Consider the following 18,435-nt stretch of genomic DNA (forward strand, 5'->3'; position numbering starts at 1 on the left):
TGCGCTATGAACATCCGCCACGGCTTCGCTGAAGCAATCGGCAATACGCCACTCATCCGCTTGTCCAGACTGTCCGAGGAAACGGGCTGCAATATTCTGGGCAAGGCGGAATTCCTCAACCCCGGCGGTTCAGTCAAGGACCGCGCCGCCCTCGCCATCCTGCAGGCGGCGGAAGCGGACGGCTCGCTGCGGCCCGGCGGCACCGTCGTCGAAGGCACGGCAGGCAACACCGGCATCGGGCTCGCCCATCTGTGCGCGGCGCGCGGCTACCGCTGTGTGATCGTGATCCCCGAAACGCAGTCGCAGGAAAAGATGGACCTGCTGCGCACCCTCGGCGCGGAAGTGCGCGCCGTTCCCGCTGTGCCCTACGCGAATCCCAACAATTACCAGAAGGTGGCCAGCCGCGTCGCTGAAGAGCTGCCCAGCGCCATCTGGGCCCGGCAGTTCGACAACACGGCGAATCGCCACGCGCACTACACCACGACCGGCCCCGAAATCTGGCGCGACACCGGCGGCCATATCGACGCCTTCACTTGCGCCGTGGGCACCGGCGGCACGCTGGCCGGTGTGGCGCGCTATCTGAAGGAACAGAAGCCGCGCGTGCGCATCGTGCTTGCCGATCCTTTCGGCAGTGCGCTGTATAGCTATCTGAAGACGGGCCAGCTGGCCAGCGAAGGCAGCTCAATTACGGAGGGCATCGGCAACAGCCGCGTCACTGCGAACCTGGAAGGCACGCCAATCGACGACGCGCTGCGCATCGATGACCAGACTTGCGTGAACATGGTGTATCGCCTGCTGCGCGAAGAAGGGCTGTATGTCGGCGGCAGCAGCGGCATCAACGTGGCTGCCGCCGTGGAGCTGGCGCACCAGCTGGGGCCGGGCCACACCATCGTCACCTTGCTGTGCGACCGTGGCAGCATCTACGCCGCCCGCCTGTTCAACCAGGACTGGCTGCGTCAGAAGAATCTCTTGCCTTCGTAGACAGGACGGCCTTCGTCGATGTGCAGCGTGGTGCGCAGCGCCAGGACACCTGCCAGCGGCGTGCAATGCGCATGCACCACGTCCATCAGCGCCTCGCCCACGCGGTCCAGCAATTCGCCGCTGCGGCCCGGCGTGATGCGCAAGTTCAGGTACAGAAAGGCACGTTCCGGCGCGCCGTCCGCCACCGCATAGTGCGCGGCAGGATAGGCAAGCACCCGCGTGCCGAGCAGCGGAAATACGGGCTGCCCGTCGCCATCCTGCATCTGCGTCAGCGCGCGCCCCAGAGCGGCGCACAGCGCCGGCATATCGCTATGCGCTTCCAGGTTGGCGCTGTACTCGAGTTTCAGGTGTGGCATCAGTGGTAGCGCATCGTCCAGGTGATCGTCAGCGGCTTGTTCATGGTGAAGCTGCCGGTGCTGCAGCTGACGACGGATTTCATCGGGCCGTATGGCGCTTTCCACTTGTCGTCGGCGGTGGTTGGCGCCACGCTGCATTCCTGCAGGCCATCGACGCTGAATTCCTCCACTTCGCCTTCGCCGAACCGCACCACATTGCCGTGCACCGTCGGGGCCGACGAGAAAGAGCCAAATTCCAGCGAAACCCGCTTCACCTGCTGCTCGCCCTGCGGCGTGTAGGTATCCTTGCGCACGATGCGGCCCGGCTCCAGCACGTATTCCGTTTGCAGCTTGATACGGCCATCCTTCTGCGGCGCGTTCTTGCCCAGCTTATCCAGTTCATCCTGATGATAGCTGACGATATATTGCTGGCCTTTCTGCGCGGTCTGAATGTCCTTGATCCACGCGGTTGGCAGCAGTTCGGCGCCATCGGCCAGCGTAAACTTCGGCAACAGCTGCGGATGCGCCGCGCCGCTGTCGGCGATGCCGGACACGATACGCGGCGAGAACGGCAGCGGATAGTAAGGGCTGTTGGCATGCTGGCTGGCGCCGCCGTTGATCATGGACAGGCTGAATACATGGCTCTTGTCGCGATACACGGCCAGTGCGCGGTCGTACTCGTCCTTCGCATAGGTGGTCAGACTGAAGCGGGGACGCGTGCGCTCCAGCCAGGCTTGCAGATCCTGACGCGGTGCCTTGTCCTTCATGCCCGCCATATTCCACTGCTCATTGGTGAAGATCAGCTGATGCAGCAGCGAGAAGTTCTCGCCCAGGATGCGGTGCTTGCCGCGGTAGCCATCGGTGCGGCGGCCCTGATTCCACATATCGACGGAACGCAGCTGTGGGTTGTACCAGAACTCCATATAGCGCTGGGCAATGCGCGAAGAGATGGTGTACGCGTAGTCCTTCTCTTCCGGCGTCAGCACACCGAGATAAGCGGAGATCGAGAGAATTTCCAGCATCGCCGTCTCGCCATACGGCCCCAAGCTGCGGCCGAAACTGAAGCCCTGCCCGTCCGCGTTGGCGACGTTCAGCGCCAGCGTGGCGGCTTTGCGCAGCAGCGCCTTCAGCTCCGGCGTCACTTCCAGGCCCGTTTCGACGTAGCGCTCACAGATCTCGGCGATCAGCAAGATGCTGTAGCGGTCGAAGCGGCCTTCGCCCGGCGTCTCATCGCTGAAGCCATACTGGCCCGAGTATGTAGCATAGTGCTTGAGCATCTTGTCCAGCAGGACCTTGGACGCACTATCGTCTTCCCAGCCCAGCAGCATGCGCAGTCGCGCGATGCTGAAGGCGACGCCGAAATAATTCGTGGGCAGGTCGATCAGTTCCCACTGCGGCACGCGCACGAAATGGCGCCAGTCCAGTTTCTCGCGCAGCTTCGCCAGCGTTTCCGGGCTGACCGCCTGCTCCTGCAAGCCCGCCTGCTTCAGGCGGTACAGCGCACCGAGGTAGTAGTAGATGCCCCAGGTGTGATTGTCCATGCCGACGGTGAGATCGGCGATAGCGCGGTAATCGGCCAGACGCTGGGCCAGGCGCGGATCATCCTTCGGTGTATTGAGCAGCACATAACCCAGGCCCGCGGCGATCTTCCCGGGCAGGAATTTGTCGCCGCTCTTGAACGGTGCATAGCCATCGATCACCAGGCCGTCCTTCTCCTGCACCAGACGGTCGAAGAAGTAGCCCAGCTGGCTGTAGGCGTTGTCCTGCACGATGCGGTTCATCGGCTGGATTTGCGTCTGCGCCTGAGCGCCTGCGCAGGCCAATGCGATCACGATCGCGGCCAGCGGCTTGTTGTCTCCAATTTTCATCGTGTTTTTACGCTCGTAGTTAAACGTTTAACTTGATAGTAAAAGAATTTTGGAGGAAGGTAAAGCGTTTTGACTCAGTTGCGGRAAGTGGTCGATGCGCGCAGCACCAGCTGCGGGTCGATGACGGTATAGCGGTCGACGTCTTTGCCATCGATAATGGCGAGGACCTTCTCCATGGCCGCCATGCCCATACGCTCGCTTTGCAGGTCGACGGAAGTCAGCGCCGGCGAGGTGTAGTTACCGTACTGGATATTGTCGAAGCCCGCCACCGAGATRTCGGCCGGCAGACGGAAGCCCAGTGTCTGCGCGGCCTTCATGAAGCCCAGCGCCATCAAGTCGTTGTAGCAGATCAGCGCATCGGGATGCTCGGCACCCAGCATGATCGAGGAGCACAGGCGCTCGCCCTCTCCCGCCGACGGCGCTGCCGCTTCGTGTTCGGCCAGCTCCAGGCCATGCGCGCGCAGGCAATCGCGCACACCGCCCATGCGCTCCGCATTACGGCGAGATTTGGGGAAACCCATGTAGGCAAAGCGTTTGTGGCCTTGTGTAATCAGGTGGCGCGCTGCCATGTAGCCGCCACGGAAGTCGTCGCTGGCGACGGTAGGCAGCTGCAGATGTTCCAGTTTGCCGAATATGACCAGCGGATGATTGAGCTTGACCAGCCAATCCATCTCGCTTTCCTGCAAACGCGTGAAGATGATCATGCCGTCCACACGGCGGCTCAGCGCTTCCAGCAGTTGGCGCTCGCGGCCCGGATTTTCTTCCGCATCCACCAGCAGCAACGTGTAGCCGTGGGCTTGCGCGATGCGGTTGGCGCCTTTCACCACACTGGAGAAGTGCGGGTTGGCGATATCCAGCACGGCCAGGCCGATCGCCTTGGTCTTCCCCGTGATCATGGACTGCGCCATCGGATTCGAGCGGTAGCCCAGTTCCGTGATCGCGTGCTGGATTTTGGCTTCCACCGCCGGCGAGAAGCGCTGCGTGCCGTTGATGAACTTGGACACAGTGGCGGTGGATACCCCTGCAGCGGCAGCAACGTCGCGGATCGTGGAAACGGTTTTCTTCATTTTTATTATCGTTTGATCGGGGACCCGATCTTACCATGCAGATAAGGCGATTGACTCAGCAAAAATTTCCGATATACTGCGGTTAAACGTTTAACTTACCACGGAAAAACCACATGAGCAAACCCTTCAAACGATTGCTGCTGACCGGCGCCGCCGGCGGCCTTGGCAAAGTCCTGCGCGAGCGCATCAAGCCCTGGGCCGACGTGGTACGCCTGAACGATCTGGCCGACCTCGGTCCGGCGCACGAAGGCGAGGAGATCGTCCAATGCAATCTGGCCGACCGCGATGCCGTACTGGCCATGGTCGAAGGCGTGGACGCCGTGCTGCATTTCGGCGGCATCTCGGTGGAGGATAAGTTCGAGCCCATCATGCAGGCCAATATCCTCGGCCTGCACTATCTGTATGAGGCGGTGTACAAGGCGGGCGTGAAGCGCGTGATCTACGCCAGCTCCAGCCACACGGTGGGCTTCTATCCCAACACGCAGCTGGTCGACGCCGACATGCCGCTGCGTCCGGACGGTTTCTATGGCATCAGCAAATGCTTCGGCGAGGCGCTGTCGCGCTATTACTACGACCGCTTCGGCATCGAAACGGTTTGCCTGCGCATCGGTTCCTCTTTCCCGGAACCGCGCAATCAGCGCATGATGACCACTTATCTGGCGTACGACGATCTGGTGGAACTGCTGCGCTGCGCCCTGTTCACGCCACGCGTGGGACACACCATCACCTTTGGCACTTCGGACAATGCTACGCGCTGGTGGGATAACCGCAAGGCTTCGCACCTGGGCTACAAGCCGAAGCGCAGTTCGTCCGAGTTCGCGGACCGCTTCCCGGACAACGCCGAGCGCCCTGCGCCGGACGATTTAACCTCAATCTTCCAAGGCGGCCCCTTCGTCACGGCAGGCCCGATGTACGACTAAGAAAACCCGAGGCGTGAACCTGGTGCCTGCCACATCGTGGCAGGCACCTGCCTTTGCGCCGTTGGTTTACGGCGCCAGCCCGAAACGGAACACCGTCACCGAGCGGAACTCCTGACCGGGCCGCAGCACGGTCGATGGGAACTGCGGCTTATTCGGACTGTCCGCAAAGTGCTGCGTCTCGAACGCGAAGCCGTCGTAGCGTTCATACGCCCTGCCCTCCCCGCCCATTTCGCTGCCATCGAAGCTATTGGCCGTGTAGAGCTGGGCGGACGGCTCGGTCGTGCTGACCTCCATCCGGCGTCCACTCGTCGATTCATCGATCACCGCCACACGCGCCAGCGCGCCTGCGGGTTTGTTAAACACCAGCCCGTGGTCGTAGCCCGGCGGCGTTCCCAGCAAGCCGCCCTGGCCAGTACCCGCTGATGCCGCAGCCTCGGCCAGGCGCGCGGCCGCGCTGGCTGGCCGGCGGAAATCGAGCGGCGTGCCCGCCACGCTGGGCAACTCGCCGGTCGGCAGCTTTTTGCCGTCGGCAGCGATATAGCGGTCCGCATCGATCCGGAAGCGGTGCGACGCCAATCCCTGCGCACCCGCCCCAGCCAGATTGAAGTAAGCGTGATTGGTCAGATTCACGACCGTCGGCGCATCGCTGCGCGCTAAGTATTCGATGCGGAACTCGTCACGATGCCGCAGCAACCGATACGTCACCGCCAACTCCATTCGTCCCGGCATTCCCTGATCGCCATCCGGGCTGACCAGCCGATAYGTCGAGCCAATGGACTCGCTGTCCGCGAAATCCGTGCGCGCCCACACGCGCCGGTCGATGCCGTTCGGATCGCCGTGGATGGCCACGCCCTTGCTGTTCGGCGTGAGCTGGTAAGCCTTGCCATCCAGCGTGAATTGCGCATTGCCGATGCGGCCCGCGTAACGGCCAATCACGGCGCCGTAGCGGCGGTTGGAGCGCATATAGGTCGCCAGGTCCGGCGCGCCGAGCATGATATTGGCGCGCTTGCCATGGCGATCGGCCACCGTGGCTGACACCAGAATCGCGCCATAATCGATGAAGCTGAGCTGCATGCCGCGGTCGTTGGACAAGGTCACACGCTCAACCGCAGCGCCGGYCGGCGTCACGCCATAAGGCTCAGCGCGGATGCCGGACGCGGCGGCGGAACTGGCAGCCAGAGCGGCTGCCGCGGCTGTTGCCGCAATGGCGGCAGAAATGGAGGTTGTCGTCATGCACGTCATCGTACAACCGTATGAGCATAACGCAAAAATATTTTCACTAGTCGTGTCGATCTGGCGTTTGACCGTTCGTCGTGGGAATATGGATGCCGTAAAAAAGAGGCGTCCCTTTCCTCAACTCAACGGAGATCAACATGAGCGTGAAACCCATCCCTGAAGGCATGCATTCCCTGACCCCACACATCGTCTGCGAGGGCGCTGCTGAAGCGATCGAGTTCTACAAAAAGGCCTTCAACGCCGTCGAAACCGCCCGTATGCCCGGCCCCGGCGGCAAGCTGATGCACGCCGCCGTGAAGATTGGCGACTCRACCCTGATGCTGGCCGACGACTTCCCCGACTACGGCGGCTTCGGCCCAAAACATCTGAAAGGTTCGCCAGTCACCCTGCACCTCTACGTACCTGACGTGGACGCCACCTTCCAGCAGGCCATCAACGCCGGCGCCACCGTCCGCATGCCGGTTGCCGACATGTTCTGGGGCGACCGCTACGGCCAGCTGGTCGATCCGTTTGGCCACAACTGGTCCATCGCCACCCACACCCGCGACATGACACCTGAACAGATGCAGGAAGAAATGAAGAAGCAGACCCCGGGCTGCGCGCCGGAACAGCAGAAATAAGGTGCCGACATGCGATTCATGATCATCGTGAAAGCCTCGCCGGAGTCCGAGGCCGGCAAGATGCCGAGCACGGAGTTGCTGGCCGCCATGGGCAAGTACAACGAAGAACTGGTCAATGCCGGCGTGCTGTTGGCGGGCGAAGGCCTGCACCCGTCCTCGCGCGGTGTGCGGGTGCACTTCTCCGGCAACAAGCGCACCGTGGTCGATGGTCCCTTCTCTGAAACCAAAGAGTTGATTGCGGGCTTCTGGCTGATTCAGGTAAAGTCTCTGGCGGAAGCCATCGAATGGGTCAAGCGCTGCCCCAATCCGATGGAGAGCGACAGCGACATCGAAATCCGCCAGGTGTTTGAGGCCGAGGATTTCGGTGCCGAATTTACGCCTGAGCTACGTGAGCAGGAACAACGCATCATGGCTAAGGCGGCCGAGCAGCAGCGCCATTAATGTGTCGGCGGGCCGGAAGGTCCGCCTTCCTTTAAAGGATTAGCCATGCAATACATGATCTTGCGCCGTGCCGACGACACGTCGGAATCCCCGGACTTCCCCTCCCCCGAACTGAAAGCCGCCGTTCCCGGTGCCAAATGGCTGCAGCACAGCGCCAGCGCCGTGCGCATGAAGCGCACCGATGGCGAATGGAGCTTCAGCGAAGGTCCGTTTGACGACGTGGCCGTGGCAGGCTTCACTTTCGTTGAGGCGCCCAACCGTGCCTCCGCCGAAGCCCACGCCAGCCTGTGGCCGACGGCCGACGCGGAAGGTGAAGCCGTGCTGGAAGTGCGTGAAGCCGGCTGCCCCGGCGGCTGCGTCGGTTTCGACACCGGCGAAAAACCGAAGAAATCCGGTTTTGCCATCCTGCTGCGTTCCGATGAAGTGAATGAAGCCGACCTGGCGCCACCGGCGGAAGTGATCGACATCATGAACCGCGCCAACCGCGCCGCGATTGAGGCCGGCACCGCGATTTCGGGCGAAGGCCTGAAATCCACCGCCAAAGGCTCGCGCGTGAAAATCAACGGCGGCAAACCGCAGATCGTGGACGGTCCCTTCACCGAAATCAAGGAACTCATCGCCGGCTATTGGCTGATCGACGTGCCTGCGCTGGACGACGCGATTGCCTGGGTCAGGAATTATCCATACCCGAATGTCGGCACGATGGAAGTCGAGCTGCGCAAAGTAGCACTGTGAAGGCGGACGCCACCCACCGCGCGATCGAGGCCGTCTGGCGCATCGAGTCGGCCAAGATCATCGCGGTCCTGACGCGCATGCTGCGCGACGTGGGTCTGGCCGAGGAGATGGCGCAGGAGGCTCTCGTCAGCGCACTCGAAACCTGGCCCGAGCAAGGCACGCCGGACCGTCCCGCCGCCTGGCTGATGACGGCCGGGAAGAACAAGGCCCTCGACTATCTGCGCCACCAAAAGCTCAAGCACGACAAGGAGCCCGAACTCACCTACGAAATCGAAGGCCTGCTGCAGGACGCCGCGCCCGATCTGGAGCGCACGCTGGACGACAATATCGGCGATGACCTGCTGCGCCTGATCTTCATTTCCTGCCACCCCGTGCTGTCGATGGAAGCGCGTGTGGCGCTGACCCTGCGCCTGCTGGGCGGCCTGACCACGGACGAAATCGCGCGCGCCTTCTTCGTGGCCGAGCCGACGGTCGCGCAGCGCATCGTGCGCGCCAAGCGCACGCTGACCGAGGCGAAGGTGCCGTTCGAGGTGCCACGCGGTCAGGAACTGGTCGAGCGTCTGGCAGCCGTGCTGCAGGTGCTTTATCTGATCTACAACGAGGGCTACTCGGCCAGCGCGGGCGCGGACTGGATGCGCCCTGCCCTGTGCGAGGAAGCGCTGCGCCTGGGACGTATCCTGGCTGAACTGGCGCCGGGAGAACCGGAGGTGCATGGCCTGGTGGCGCTGATGGAAATCCAGTCCTCACGCGCGCGGGCACGCACGGACGCACAGGGCAATCCCGTGCTCTTGCTGGAGCAGGACCGTGCGCGCTGGGATCAGCTGCTGATCCGCCGCGGCCTGGCAGCGCTGGACCGCGCCGAACGGCTGGAGCGCGGACTTGGTCCTTATGCGCTGCAGGCAGCCATCGCGGCCTGCCACGCACGGGCGCGCAAGGCGGAAGACACCAATTGGGAACGCATCGCAGCTTTGTACGATGGACTGGCGGCGCTGCAGCCGTCTCCGGTGGTGGATTTGAACCGCGCGGTGGCGCTGTCCATGGCTTTCGGGCCGGCGGTGGGGCTGGAGTTGGCGGATACCTTGCTCGATGAGCCGGCGCTGAAGAATTATCACCTGCTGCCCAGCGTACGCGGCGATTTTCTGTTCAAACTGGGACGGCTGACCGAAGCGCGTACGGAATTTGAACGGGCAGCGGAATTGACGCAGAATGCGCGCGAGCGCGGGCTGCTGATGGCGCGCGCCGCCGCGTGCACGCCGCTGGCCCGCCCGCAAAACCGGTAAGCCCAGGTGGCTGGCACTCCGTGCCAGCCACCTGATCGGCGGCGCAGGCTGGGTGCAGGCACTCCGTGCCAACCACCTGATCGGCGGCGCAGGCTGGGTGCAGGCACTCCGTGCCAACCACCTGTTCGGCGGCGCGGGAGGGGTGGCTGRCACGGAGTGCCTGCCACCAGATTCACGCCGTGGGTTCTCAGGCGCTTTCCAGCGACCCGTCGGCGCGCGTGCGCAGGTAGCGCGGGAGCTGGTCGTCCATTTGCATCCAGTGCAGACGGTTCTCGGAGAAGGTGTGATCCTCCGGCGGCAGCTGCTCCGGATCGTCCAGGCTGGAGGTGGTGATGTCGACATCCYCCGGCGTGCGGGCGTCGGAAAAGGTCAGCTGGGTGCCGCAGCGCGAACAGAACTGCCGCGTCACGCCGGGACTGGACTGGTAGGACGCCGGCGCGCCAGCAAAGCGCAAGCCCGAGCGCCGCACGCTGAACCACGCCACGGCCGGCGCACCGGCCGCGCGGCGGCACATTGAGCAATGACACAAGGTGCTGTGGAAGGCCGGGCCTTCCACTTCATAGCGCACCGCCCCGCACAAACAGCCGCCCCTGTACATGATGCCTACTCCAGTAGTTTGGTCATCAGCAGCTCGGCAGAACCGTAGCCGTACAAAGAATCGCTTTCGAGCCCCGGCGTATCGTAGGGCACCGATATTTCGCGGTCCGGCTTGGCCGGATCGTCCGAATACGTCGCCTGCCAGGCGCGTTTCAGCGCGTCGGCTCGGCGGATGAACATGGGCGACATCCAATCCTCGCGCCGGAAATTCACCAGGTTCCCGATCACCGGCCAGCGCCCATTGGACACGGCCACGTCACCGGCGCGGATCACTTTGAGCGCATCTTCAGCCCTCAGCTCCTGCACGTCTGCCAGGGTAGGCAGGGTCCAGTGCTTGGGACCGAACAGGTAGGCCAGCATGACCTTCCCTTGTGGCGACAGGCGGGCCACCAGACCGGTGGCGTATCCGCCGTTTCTCAGCGGGATGGCAAACCAGCTGCCCTCCCGGTACGGCTGCAACTTCATCAACTTCCTTTCAATTGCGCCGCACCGCCCCGCCTACTCTTCGTAGTGGAACTGCGCGGCGATGGGACCCGCCTTGAACAGCGCTTCCTTCATTTCCTTATCCAACTTCGGATCGCGGCGGCGTACCCATTCCAGCAACTGCGCAATATGCTTGCGCGTGYCGTCGCGCTGACTGGCCATCACCAGTTTCAGCTCCGGGTCCGTACAGACTTCGACGCGCTGGTTTTGAAGATCCAGCATCTCTATCTTTTCGCTGAGCGATGTCAGTGCCCGGTGCATGTCCAGCACCTGTGCGTTCAGATAGTCGCGCGGTTCGACAACGTGTTCCTGCGTCATTCCAGTCTCCTTAGGCATGCGGTTACACGCATTGTCTGCCTGCGGCGCGGATTTCTCAAGTGTAGCTGCCCCCCTGAAAAGATGTCGCACGACACGTATAATCTGGCGCATGAACAATTTTGAATACCACAATCCCACCCGAATCCTGTTCGGCGCGGRCCAGATCGCCGGCATGGCGAAACATATTCCCTCCAATGCGCGCGTGCTGATGCTCTACGGCGGCGGCAGCATCAAGGCGAATGGCACTTACGACGAAGTGAAGGCCGCTTTGGCCGGTCATGCCGTCCTCGAATTCGGTGGCATCGAACCGAATCCGCATTATGAAACGCTGATGCAGGCGGTTGCGCTGATCAAGGCCGAGAAAATCGATTACCTGCTGGCCGTTGGCGGCGGTTCGGTCATTGACGGCACCAAATTTGTGGCAGCGGCAGCCGTATTTGACGGCGAACCGTGGGATATCCTGTCCATCGGCGGCAAAGTCGTGCAAGGCGCCATGCCTTTCGGCGCGGTGCTGACGCTGCCCGCCACCGGTTCCGAAATGAACAGCGCCAGCGTGATTACCCGCGCCGCGACCAGGGAAAAGCGCGCTTTCGCGTCCAGATTCGTGTATCCGCAGTTCTCCGTGCTGGACCCGTCCAAGACCTTCACCCTGCCCCTGCGCCAGGTCGGCAACGGCGTGGTGGACGCCTTCGTGCACGTGATGGAGCAGTACATGACCTACCCGGTCAACGCGCCAGTCCAGGACCGCTTCGCAGAAGGCTTGCTGCTGACGCTGATCGAACAAGGTCCGCAGGTGCTGTCGGCGCCGGAAGATCTGGAAATCCGTGCCAATATCATGTGGACCGCCACCCTCGCGTTGAATGGTCTGATCGGTGTCGGCGTGCCGCAGGACTGGGCGACGCACAKGATCGCCCACGAGCTGACCGCGCTGTTCGGCCTGGATCACGCGCAAACGCTGGCGATTGTGCTGCCGGGGATTTTGTCGGTGAAGCGCGAGGCCAAGCGGGGCAAGCTGCTGCAGTATGCCGAGCGGGTTTGGGGGCTGCGCGAAGGTTCGGAAGATGCGCGTATCGACGCGGCCATCGAGCGCACCCGCGCCTTCTTCGAGCAGATGGGCGTGCAGACGCGCCTGTCCGGCTACGGCCTGGACGCAGCCAGCGCAATCGACGCGACAGTTCAGGCGCTGGAAGCCGCCGGCATGACCAAACTGGGCGAGCACCGCGACATCACGCCCGCCGTCGCCCGTGCCGCGTTGGCGCTGAGCGTTTAAACCTGACGCAAAAGCAGGTGGCAGGCACATCGTGCCTGCCACCAGGTTCACGCCTCGGGTTTTGAGGTCCTGTGGTAAAATGCGCGATCGCTAGGGGTCCTGGACATTGTCCGGGTGAGAAATACCCTTCGTACCTGATCTGGATAATGCCAGCGAAGGAAAGCGCAAAGTTGTCTTCTCCCCTCCTTTGAATGCTCCCGCGTTGGCTCGTTAGAACCACAAAAGAGCACAACATGAATCAATCCCGCATCACCCTTACCGCCATCGCGCTGGCCGCTGCGCAGCTGGCGAACGCGCAATCGAACGACACCAAGATGACCGAAGTCGTCATCACCGCCAACCGCGCCATTGCCGACCGTTCCTCCGTCGCCGGTTTCTCCGACGCTCCTCTGCTGCAAACGCCCGCTTCCGTCAGCGTGATCACGCGCGAGCAGATGCAGRACCTGAACATCCGCTCCACCACCGACGCTTCCAAGTACGACGCCAGCATCGGCGACTCCTACAATGCGGTTGGTTACGCCGAGCAGTTCTCCATCCGCGGCTTCAAACTGGATAACGCCAGCTCCTACCGCAAGGACGGCCACGCCATCTCCGGCGACACCCAGATCCCGCTGGAGAACAAGGAAAGCATCGAAGTCCTGAAGGGCCTGTCCGGCCTGCAAATGGGCGTCTCCGCCCCGGGCGGCGTAGTGAACTACGTAACCAAGCGCCCAACCGAGAACAATCTGCGTTCCGTGCTGTTCGAAGTCAGCGAGCGCGGTACCGTGTATGGCGCCGTGGACCTGGGCGGCCGCTTTGAAGACCGCCGCTTCGGCTACCGCATCAACGCGGCGGGCGAGCATATCCAGTCCTACATCAAGGGCGCGGACGGCCACCGCTCCTTCATCTCCGGCGCCTTCGACTGGCAGATCTCGCCGCAGGCCTTGCTGCAACTGGACGCCGACTACCAGAACAAATCGCAGCTGACCGCTCCGGGCTTCCAGCTGATCGGCGGCACTGCGCTGCCGAAGGTCGATGCGGACGTGTTCCTGAACGACCAGCCATGGGCCAAGCCGGTGAAAACCGAAACCACCAATATCGGCGCGACCTTTAAGTATGCCCTGTCGCAGGACTGGCAAGCGACCATCAGCGCCAACCAGCACATCTTCAAGCGCGACGACTACACCGCCTTCCCTTATGGCTGCAGCAGCGAAGAGCTGTGGCCGGGCTTCTGCGCCAATGGCGACTACGATGTGTACGACTACAAGAGCCTGGGCGAAGAGAAGCGTCCGTTCTCGGCGCGTGCCCAGATTCACGGCAAGTTCGCCACCTCCGGTATTCGCCATGAAGTGACCTGGGGCCTGTCCTACTTCCGCAATAAGGAAAGCTGGGGCGATTACCAGTATGACCTGGCGGGCGTGAGCAATATCTATCATCCGATCGCTGTGGCGCCGGTTCCGGGCAGCAGCGGTCCCGTCTCCGTGCGCCGCCGCGACAAAGAAAAGGCCGTCTACCTGCAGGACATCATCAGCCTGACCGATGAAGTGGCCGTGCACGCGGGTGCGCGCTACGTGCAGGTGAAGCGCGATGAACTGGGCGTCGACCCGTCGTCCAATAACTTCTGGCTGCCGAATGTGGCGCTGGTCTATTCGCCGCGCGCCGACCTGTCCGCGTATGCATCGTACGCACAAGGCCTGCAGCATGGCGGCGTAGCGCCGATCGAAACCACCAATCAGAATCGCGCGCTGGACCCAGGCAAGTCGAAGCAGATCGAAGTGGGCGTGAAGACTGTGGTGGCGGGCATTTCGGCTACCGCAGCCGTGTTCCAGAWCGACCAGGGCCATGAGTTCATCGACGGCAGCAATACCTTTGTGCGCGCAGGCCAGGAACGCCATCGCGGCCTGGAACTGTCGGCTCAGGGTAAGGTGAACAAGCTGCTGAACGTGGGTGCGTCCGTGGCTGCGCTCCAGACGAAACAGAGCGGCACCGGCCAGGCAGACTTCGACGGCAAGCGCGTGACCAATGTGCCGAACTTCCGTTCGACCGTGTTTGCCGAATACACCGTGGCCGAAGTGCCGGGCCTGAAGGTCAATGCGGACTGGCAGTTCTCGGGCAAGAAGGCCTTCGACGAAGCCAACACCGTATTCGTGCCGAAGTACCATGTGCTGAACCTGGGCGGCTCGTATGCGGCCAAGCTGGGCGAGAACACCGTCATCCTGCGCGCGCAGGTGCGCAATGCGCTGGACAAGTTCTACTGGCGCGATGTGACGCCTGAGCTGGGCGGTTATCTGTTCCCAGGCGCGCCACGTACCTTCCGCCTGTCCGCGCAGGTCGACTTCTAAAACAAATATTGGACCCGCATCGTGAAGCTTTTCGCGGTGCGGGCCGAGTTCTTGCCGACCAGGTAGGCTGCTTCGTATTTGATCTGCTGTCCGTTGGCGCCGGCGTCGACGTAACCGAAGACTGCCGGACCTAATCGGTGCGACTGCTTATCGGACGGCTGCCAGTCGTTCCACTTCCCCAGCTCGCCAAAGCCCTGCAAGCCCGGTTGCAGCCAGCTTTTCCAGCGGTGCTTGATCTGCCATTGATAGACCAGCTCCGTATCGTTCTTTTCGCCGTTATCGAACTCGCGCTGGAAGAAGACATTCAAATTGAACTGGGTGCGCCAGAACTGCGTCTGCAGCGCGGGACCGATCTCCAGCGCATAGCCTTGTGAACGGTCGCGTGGACGCTCGATGGTGGTGTGCAGCGCCACGTCCCAATCATACTGGCCCTGCGTCAAAAGGAAATCGTTCTGCCATTCGAGCGCGACGAAGCGCGTTTGCTCGCCGCCGATCTGGAACCAGCTGCCGCTCAATTCCGTGTACCAGCGCGAAGTAACGCCGTAGCCCAGACCAATTTCCGGCATCGCGCGCGTGGCGCGGTCCTTGTAGTGAGCGTTCCAGTATTTGTAGTCGACGTTGGCCAAGCCTTCGACGTCGTAGACGTTGACGAGATAGTAGCCGGTCTCGGCGCAGGCGAATTGCGGAAGCAAGGCAGCAAGCGCGAAGAGCAGCTTTTTATTCATCGTCACGTCCCTAGTAGTTGTTTTACCTGTTCGATGCGTTCTGCAAGCGAGCCGTGGATGCGCGAATAAGGTATGGCGCGGCTAGCCAGTTCCTCGTGCAGAATCTCATGAATAATACCGCTGACATCCTCAGGTTCGCGATGTAATCCATCAGGAATCCATGGAATATCGGGGTCGCAGACCAGGGTAATGTCGTATTGGCGCGACGCTACCAAATTGGCAAGGTCTTCGCGCAGGCCGCCGAAGTAGTGGCGGTTATACACGGCAGTCATCAGCGGCGTGGTGTCGCAGAACAGGAAGCGGCTGCCTTGCGCCGCCATCGCATCTTCGCGCGCCACCTGCATGGTAGCGATGTGAAACTGGTCATCCTCCACGGGTACGCGCTGCTCGCGCTCGACAAACTCGCGCAGGTATTCAGGCACCCACGGCGAGCCATACTGCTCCGCCAGGGCTTGCGCCAGCGTGGTCTTGCCGGATGAAGCGCTGCCGACAATCGCAACGCGGAAGGGCTGCTTCATTTCAGGACCATGCCCTTCGCATCGTCATAAGCGGAACGCTGCCAGGACAGCAGGCCCGCAATGGCCATGGCCACGAACATCGCATACAGCACGGCCGTCAGCATCAGGCCTTTGTGAACATAGAGCGCCACATACAGCACGTCCACGATGATCCACACATGCCAGTTCTCGATCTTCTTGCGCGACAGGAGAGCCTGCCCTACCAGGCTGCCTGCGGTCAGGAAGCCGTCGGCATGCGGCACGTCGGTGTCGGTGTAGGTCTTCAGGAACCAGGCCAGCACCACGTAGCCCACCGCCCATGCTGCGCCGGACACCATTCGGCTGCGTGCGGAAAGCGTGGTCACGGGCAGCTTGTGATCCTCACCCGGACCGTGCAGCCACTGATACCAGCCCCAGAACGACACGGCGATGAATACCAGTTGCAGCGCCATGTCGCCATACAGCCGGGATTCAAAGAACACCACGCCGTACATGGCCGAAGCCAGGATCGCGAACAGCCACGCCCARTGGTTCTGGCGGATGTTGAGCCACACCGTCGCCACCGACAGGACGAAGGAGAGGATCTCCAGCGGCGTGGTCGCCGCCAGACCAAACAGGGATATGGATTCGTTCACGTTTTACTTCTTCGGATACTTGATCTTCATTTCCTGCAGCAGGTTGTCGGCATGGTCGACTTCCTTCATCACCCATAGCATGTAGCGGATGTCCAGGTGGATGGCGCGGRTAATCTGCGGATCGAAGTACCAGTCCTTGGTGATGGACTCGTAGGTCGAATCGAAGTTCAGGCCAATCAGTTCGCCGCGCTTGTTCATCACCGCGGAACCTGAGTTGCCACCGGTGGTGTCAGCCGTGGTCAGGAAATCGACCGGCACGGTGCCCAGCACCGGGTCCTTGAACACGCCATAGCGCTTGTCCTTGATGGCTTCCAGCAGATTGGCTGGTGCGTTAAACGGCTCCTTGCCGGTGTGCTTTTCAACCACGCCTTCCACGGTAGTGAATGGTCCCTTGGTCACGCCATCGCGCGGCGAGTAGGACTTCACGGTGCCGTAGGTCACGCGCAGGGTGGAGTTCGCGTCCGGGTAGACTGGCTTGCCCTGCGACTTCTTCCAGGCGCTGACGGCTTCCATGTATTGCGGGATCACCTTTTCCAGATTGCCGTCCACTTCCTTGCGGCGCTCTTCCAGCGCCAGGCCAATGCCATTCAGCTTGACCGCCAACTTGACGAAAGAATCGTCGGACTTGCTGATGGCGTCGATGTCCTGATCCATCAAGGCCAGGCGCGCGGAAGTGTCGCCCAGCTTGGAGCCGGTATACAGCGCAGGCACGTCAGCCACGGCTGGCAGCACTGCATCCAGTCCTTGCGGATGGGACTTCAGCTTCGCGTAGCGCTGCAGGCTGGCGCTGAAGCGGGCCTGGTCCACCGAGCCTACGTAGGACTGCTCCAGGCGCGTCAGGCGGGCCTTGATGAAGCTCAGATCGCGCTGCTGGTAGCCGGACTCACGTTCCGCGTCAGGCTTCTTGCGTTCCTGCGCCAGGCGCACCAGGCTGCGGGCGTTCTTCAGCAAGTCGCTGTTGGTGGCCACGTTCCAGGCGAATTCTTCATCGGCCAGCTGCATGTCGGCTGCGATCACGGCATTCAGCTCGTCCAGCATGGACTTCGATACACCCGGCTGCTTGGCGTACCAGGTGCGGAATTCGGCATCCTGCACATCCTTGATGGCCGCGATGTCCTTGCGCAGGAAGCCATCCAGCAAGCCCTGGGTTTTCTTCATGCGGTTGTTGGTGGACTTGACCACGGAGGCGTAGCGCACCACATCGCTTTCCTTGCCCTTGGTGGCGGCGTCGATGGTGTCCAGGTCGGCCTGGTAGTCAGCCACCATGGCGGGATAGCTCACGTCGCGCGCGTGGCGGATTTCGGACGCCAGCTTGTAGCGGCTGGTGCGGCCCGGATAACCGGCCAGCAGGATCGGATCGCCGTTCTTCAGGCCTTCCGCCGAAACGACGAGGAAGTCCTTGGATTTGTAGGGCACGTTGTCCGGCGACGGATCGGCAGGCTTGCCGTCCTTGCCCACGTAGGCGCGGATGAAGGAGTAGTCGCCGGTGTGGCGCGGCCATTCATAGTTGTCGATATCGCCGCCGTAGTTGCCGATGGATTCAGCCGGCGCGTACACCAGGCGCACGTCGCGGATCATCATCTGGCGGATGCGGTAAAACTCGCCGCCTCGGTTAAAGGCCGGCACCGAGCAGCGGTAGATCTTGTCGGATTCGCATTCGGCGATCAGGGCCTTGATGCGCGATTCCACGGCGTCATGGCGCGCGCGGCCGGACAGCTTGTCCAGGCCTTCCAGCACGCGTTTGGTCACATTTTCAACCTTGTCGGTTACATAAATGTGCGAGGTCGGGCCGCCCGGCAGTTCTTCGGCGCGGGTCTTGGCCAGGAAGCCGTTGGCAATGTAGTTCTTTTCAGCGGTCGAATTGCGCTGGATGGCGCCGTATGCGCAGTGGTGATTGGTCACCACCAGACCATCAGGGGACACGAAGGACGCCGAGCAGCCGGCCAGCGACACGATGGCGCTCATCGGGTGCCTGGACAGGTCGGCCAGCTGCTCCGCCGGGATCGTGATGCCGATGCGTTTCAGTTCCGCTTTCAGTTGCGGCAATTGATTCGGCAGCCATTGGCCTTCGTCGGCGTACACTGGTGCGAAGGCGGTCAGCAGGGC

Annotated in this window: 19 protein-coding genes and 1 riboswitch; of the genes, 8 read left to right on the forward strand and 11 right to left on the reverse strand. The window is 62.2% G+C overall.

The window, feature by feature from the left end; all coding sequences use genetic code 11:
• Window positions 1-6 precede the first annotated feature (6 nt).
• Window positions 7-981 carry a cysteine synthase A gene (locus tag AB4Z11_RS00570; protein WP_442021853.1) on the forward strand — a complete coding sequence of 325 codons (975 nt, stop codon included), beginning with the start codon at window positions 7-9 and terminating at the stop codon, window positions 979-981.
• Here the strand turns inward: AB4Z11_RS00570 and AB4Z11_RS00575 are convergent.
• From AB4Z11_RS00575 to AB4Z11_RS00585, 3 genes are all read right to left on the reverse strand, one after another.
• Window positions 957-1,337 carry a 5-carboxymethyl-2-hydroxymuconate isomerase gene (locus AB4Z11_RS00575; protein ID WP_442021855.1) on the reverse strand — a complete coding sequence of 127 codons (381 nt, stop codon included), beginning with the start codon at window positions 1,335-1,337 and terminating at the stop codon, window positions 957-959. The genes AB4Z11_RS00570 and AB4Z11_RS00575 overlap by 25 nt on opposite strands.
• The gene (locus AB4Z11_RS00580) at window positions 1,337-3,184 is read right to left on the reverse strand and encodes a hypothetical protein (RefSeq protein ID WP_442021857.1); all 1,848 of its coding nucleotides are present in this window, start codon (window positions 3,182-3,184) and stop codon (window positions 1,337-1,339) included. Before AB4Z11_RS00580 ends, AB4Z11_RS00575 begins: the two co-directional genes overlap by 1 nt.
• A gap of 74 nt (window positions 3,185-3,258) precedes the next feature.
• Window positions 3,259-4,251: a LacI family DNA-binding transcriptional regulator gene (locus tag AB4Z11_RS00585; RefSeq protein ID WP_442021859.1), complete on the reverse strand. Its 993-nt coding sequence runs from the start codon at window positions 4,249-4,251 to the stop codon at window positions 3,259-3,261.
• A 113-nt stretch (window positions 4,252-4,364) separates the two neighbouring features.
• Between AB4Z11_RS00585 and AB4Z11_RS00590 the strand changes: the two genes are divergently transcribed.
• The gene (locus tag AB4Z11_RS00590; protein ID WP_442021861.1) at window positions 4,365-5,171 is read left to right on the forward strand and encodes an NAD-dependent epimerase/dehydratase family protein; all 807 of its coding nucleotides are present in this window, start codon (window positions 4,365-4,367) and stop codon (window positions 5,169-5,171) included.
• Window positions 5,172-5,237: 66 nt separating this feature from the next.
• Here the strand turns inward: AB4Z11_RS00590 and AB4Z11_RS00595 are convergent, their stop codons facing one another.
• Complete coding sequence (locus tag AB4Z11_RS00595; RefSeq protein ID WP_442021863.1) at window positions 5,238-6,404, reverse strand: aldose epimerase family protein; 1,167 nt, start codon at window positions 6,402-6,404, stop codon at window positions 5,238-5,240.
• A 140-nt stretch (window positions 6,405-6,544) separates the two neighbouring features.
• Here AB4Z11_RS00595 and AB4Z11_RS00600 point away from each other — a divergent pair, with 140 nt between their 5' ends.
• The 4 genes from AB4Z11_RS00600 to AB4Z11_RS00615 are packed head-to-tail and all read left to right on the forward strand — an operon-like array spanning window position 6,545 to window position 9,483.
• Entirely contained in the window at window positions 6,545-7,027 is a 483-nt protein-coding gene (locus tag AB4Z11_RS00600; protein ID WP_442021865.1) for a VOC family protein, read from the forward strand.
• 9 nt (window positions 7,028-7,036) lie between these two features.
• A complete protein-coding gene (locus AB4Z11_RS00605; RefSeq protein ID WP_442021867.1) occupies window positions 7,037-7,468 on the forward strand; it encodes a YciI family protein in 432 nt (143 codons plus the stop codon).
• A gap of 45 nt (window positions 7,469-7,513) precedes the next feature.
• Window positions 7,514-8,203, forward strand: a complete 690-nt coding sequence (locus AB4Z11_RS00610; protein ID WP_442021869.1) for a YciI family protein — start codon at window positions 7,514-7,516, stop codon at window positions 8,201-8,203.
• Window positions 8,200-9,483, forward strand: coding sequence for an RNA polymerase sigma factor (locus AB4Z11_RS00615; protein WP_442021871.1), 1,284 nt, complete (start codon window positions 8,200-8,202; stop codon window positions 9,481-9,483). Before AB4Z11_RS00610 ends, AB4Z11_RS00615 begins: the two co-directional genes overlap by 4 nt.
• Before the next feature lie 187 nt (window positions 9,484-9,670).
• Here the strand turns inward: AB4Z11_RS00615 and AB4Z11_RS00620 are convergent, their stop codons facing one another.
• The 3 genes from AB4Z11_RS00620 to AB4Z11_RS00630 are packed head-to-tail and all read right to left on the reverse strand — an operon-like array spanning window position 9,671 to window position 10,881.
• A complete protein-coding gene (locus AB4Z11_RS00620) occupies window positions 9,671-10,081 on the reverse strand; it encodes a GFA family protein (RefSeq protein ID WP_442021873.1) in 411 nt (136 codons plus the stop codon).
• 5 nt (window positions 10,082-10,086) lie between these two features.
• Window positions 10,087-10,545, reverse strand: a complete 459-nt coding sequence (locus AB4Z11_RS00625) for an immunity 26/phosphotriesterase HocA family protein (RefSeq protein WP_442021875.1) — start codon at window positions 10,543-10,545, stop codon at window positions 10,087-10,089.
• A gap of 33 nt (window positions 10,546-10,578) precedes the next feature.
• Entirely contained in the window at window positions 10,579-10,881 is a 303-nt protein-coding gene (locus AB4Z11_RS00630) for a ferritin family protein (RefSeq protein WP_442021877.1), read from the reverse strand.
• A gap of 109 nt (window positions 10,882-10,990) precedes the next feature.
• Between AB4Z11_RS00630 and AB4Z11_RS00635 the strand changes: the two genes are divergently transcribed.
• Complete coding sequence (locus tag AB4Z11_RS00635; protein ID WP_442021879.1) at window positions 10,991-12,151, forward strand: iron-containing alcohol dehydrogenase; 1,161 nt, start codon at window positions 10,991-10,993, stop codon at window positions 12,149-12,151.
• 82 nt (window positions 12,152-12,233) lie between these two features.
• Window positions 12,234-12,329: riboswitch (TPP riboswitch) on the forward strand.
• Between the two features lie 55 nt (window positions 12,330-12,384).
• On the forward strand, window positions 12,385-14,472 hold the full coding sequence (locus tag AB4Z11_RS00640) for a TonB-dependent siderophore receptor (RefSeq protein WP_442021881.1): 2,088 nt from the start codon (window positions 12,385-12,387) through the stop codon (window positions 14,470-14,472).
• On the opposite strand, the gene AB4Z11_RS00645 is transcribed toward AB4Z11_RS00640, so the two are convergent.
• The 4 genes from AB4Z11_RS00645 to AB4Z11_RS00660 form a co-directional block, all read right to left on the reverse strand.
• On the reverse strand, window positions 14,469-15,197 hold the full coding sequence (locus AB4Z11_RS00645) for a hypothetical protein (protein WP_442021883.1): 729 nt from the start codon (window positions 15,195-15,197) through the stop codon (window positions 14,469-14,471). The genes AB4Z11_RS00640 and AB4Z11_RS00645 overlap by 4 nt on opposite strands.
• Before the next feature lie 2 nt (window positions 15,198-15,199).
• Window positions 15,200-15,715 carry an AAA family ATPase gene (locus AB4Z11_RS00650; protein WP_442021885.1) on the reverse strand — a complete coding sequence of 172 codons (516 nt, stop codon included), beginning with the start codon at window positions 15,713-15,715 and terminating at the stop codon, window positions 15,200-15,202.
• Entirely contained in the window at window positions 15,712-16,329 is a 618-nt protein-coding gene (pnuC, locus tag AB4Z11_RS00655) for a nicotinamide riboside transporter PnuC (protein ID WP_442021887.1), read from the reverse strand. Before pnuC ends, AB4Z11_RS00650 begins: the two co-directional genes overlap by 4 nt.
• A 3-nt stretch (window positions 16,330-16,332) precedes the next feature.
• Window positions 16,333-18,435 (reverse strand): S46 family peptidase (locus AB4Z11_RS00660; RefSeq protein WP_442021889.1); only part of this gene is annotated, 2,103 nt, incomplete at its 5' end.

It is taken from the genome of Pseudoduganella sp. RAF53_2, assembly GCF_052113985.1.
Lineage (GTDB): Bacteria > Pseudomonadota > Gammaproteobacteria > Burkholderiales > Burkholderiaceae_D > Rugamonas.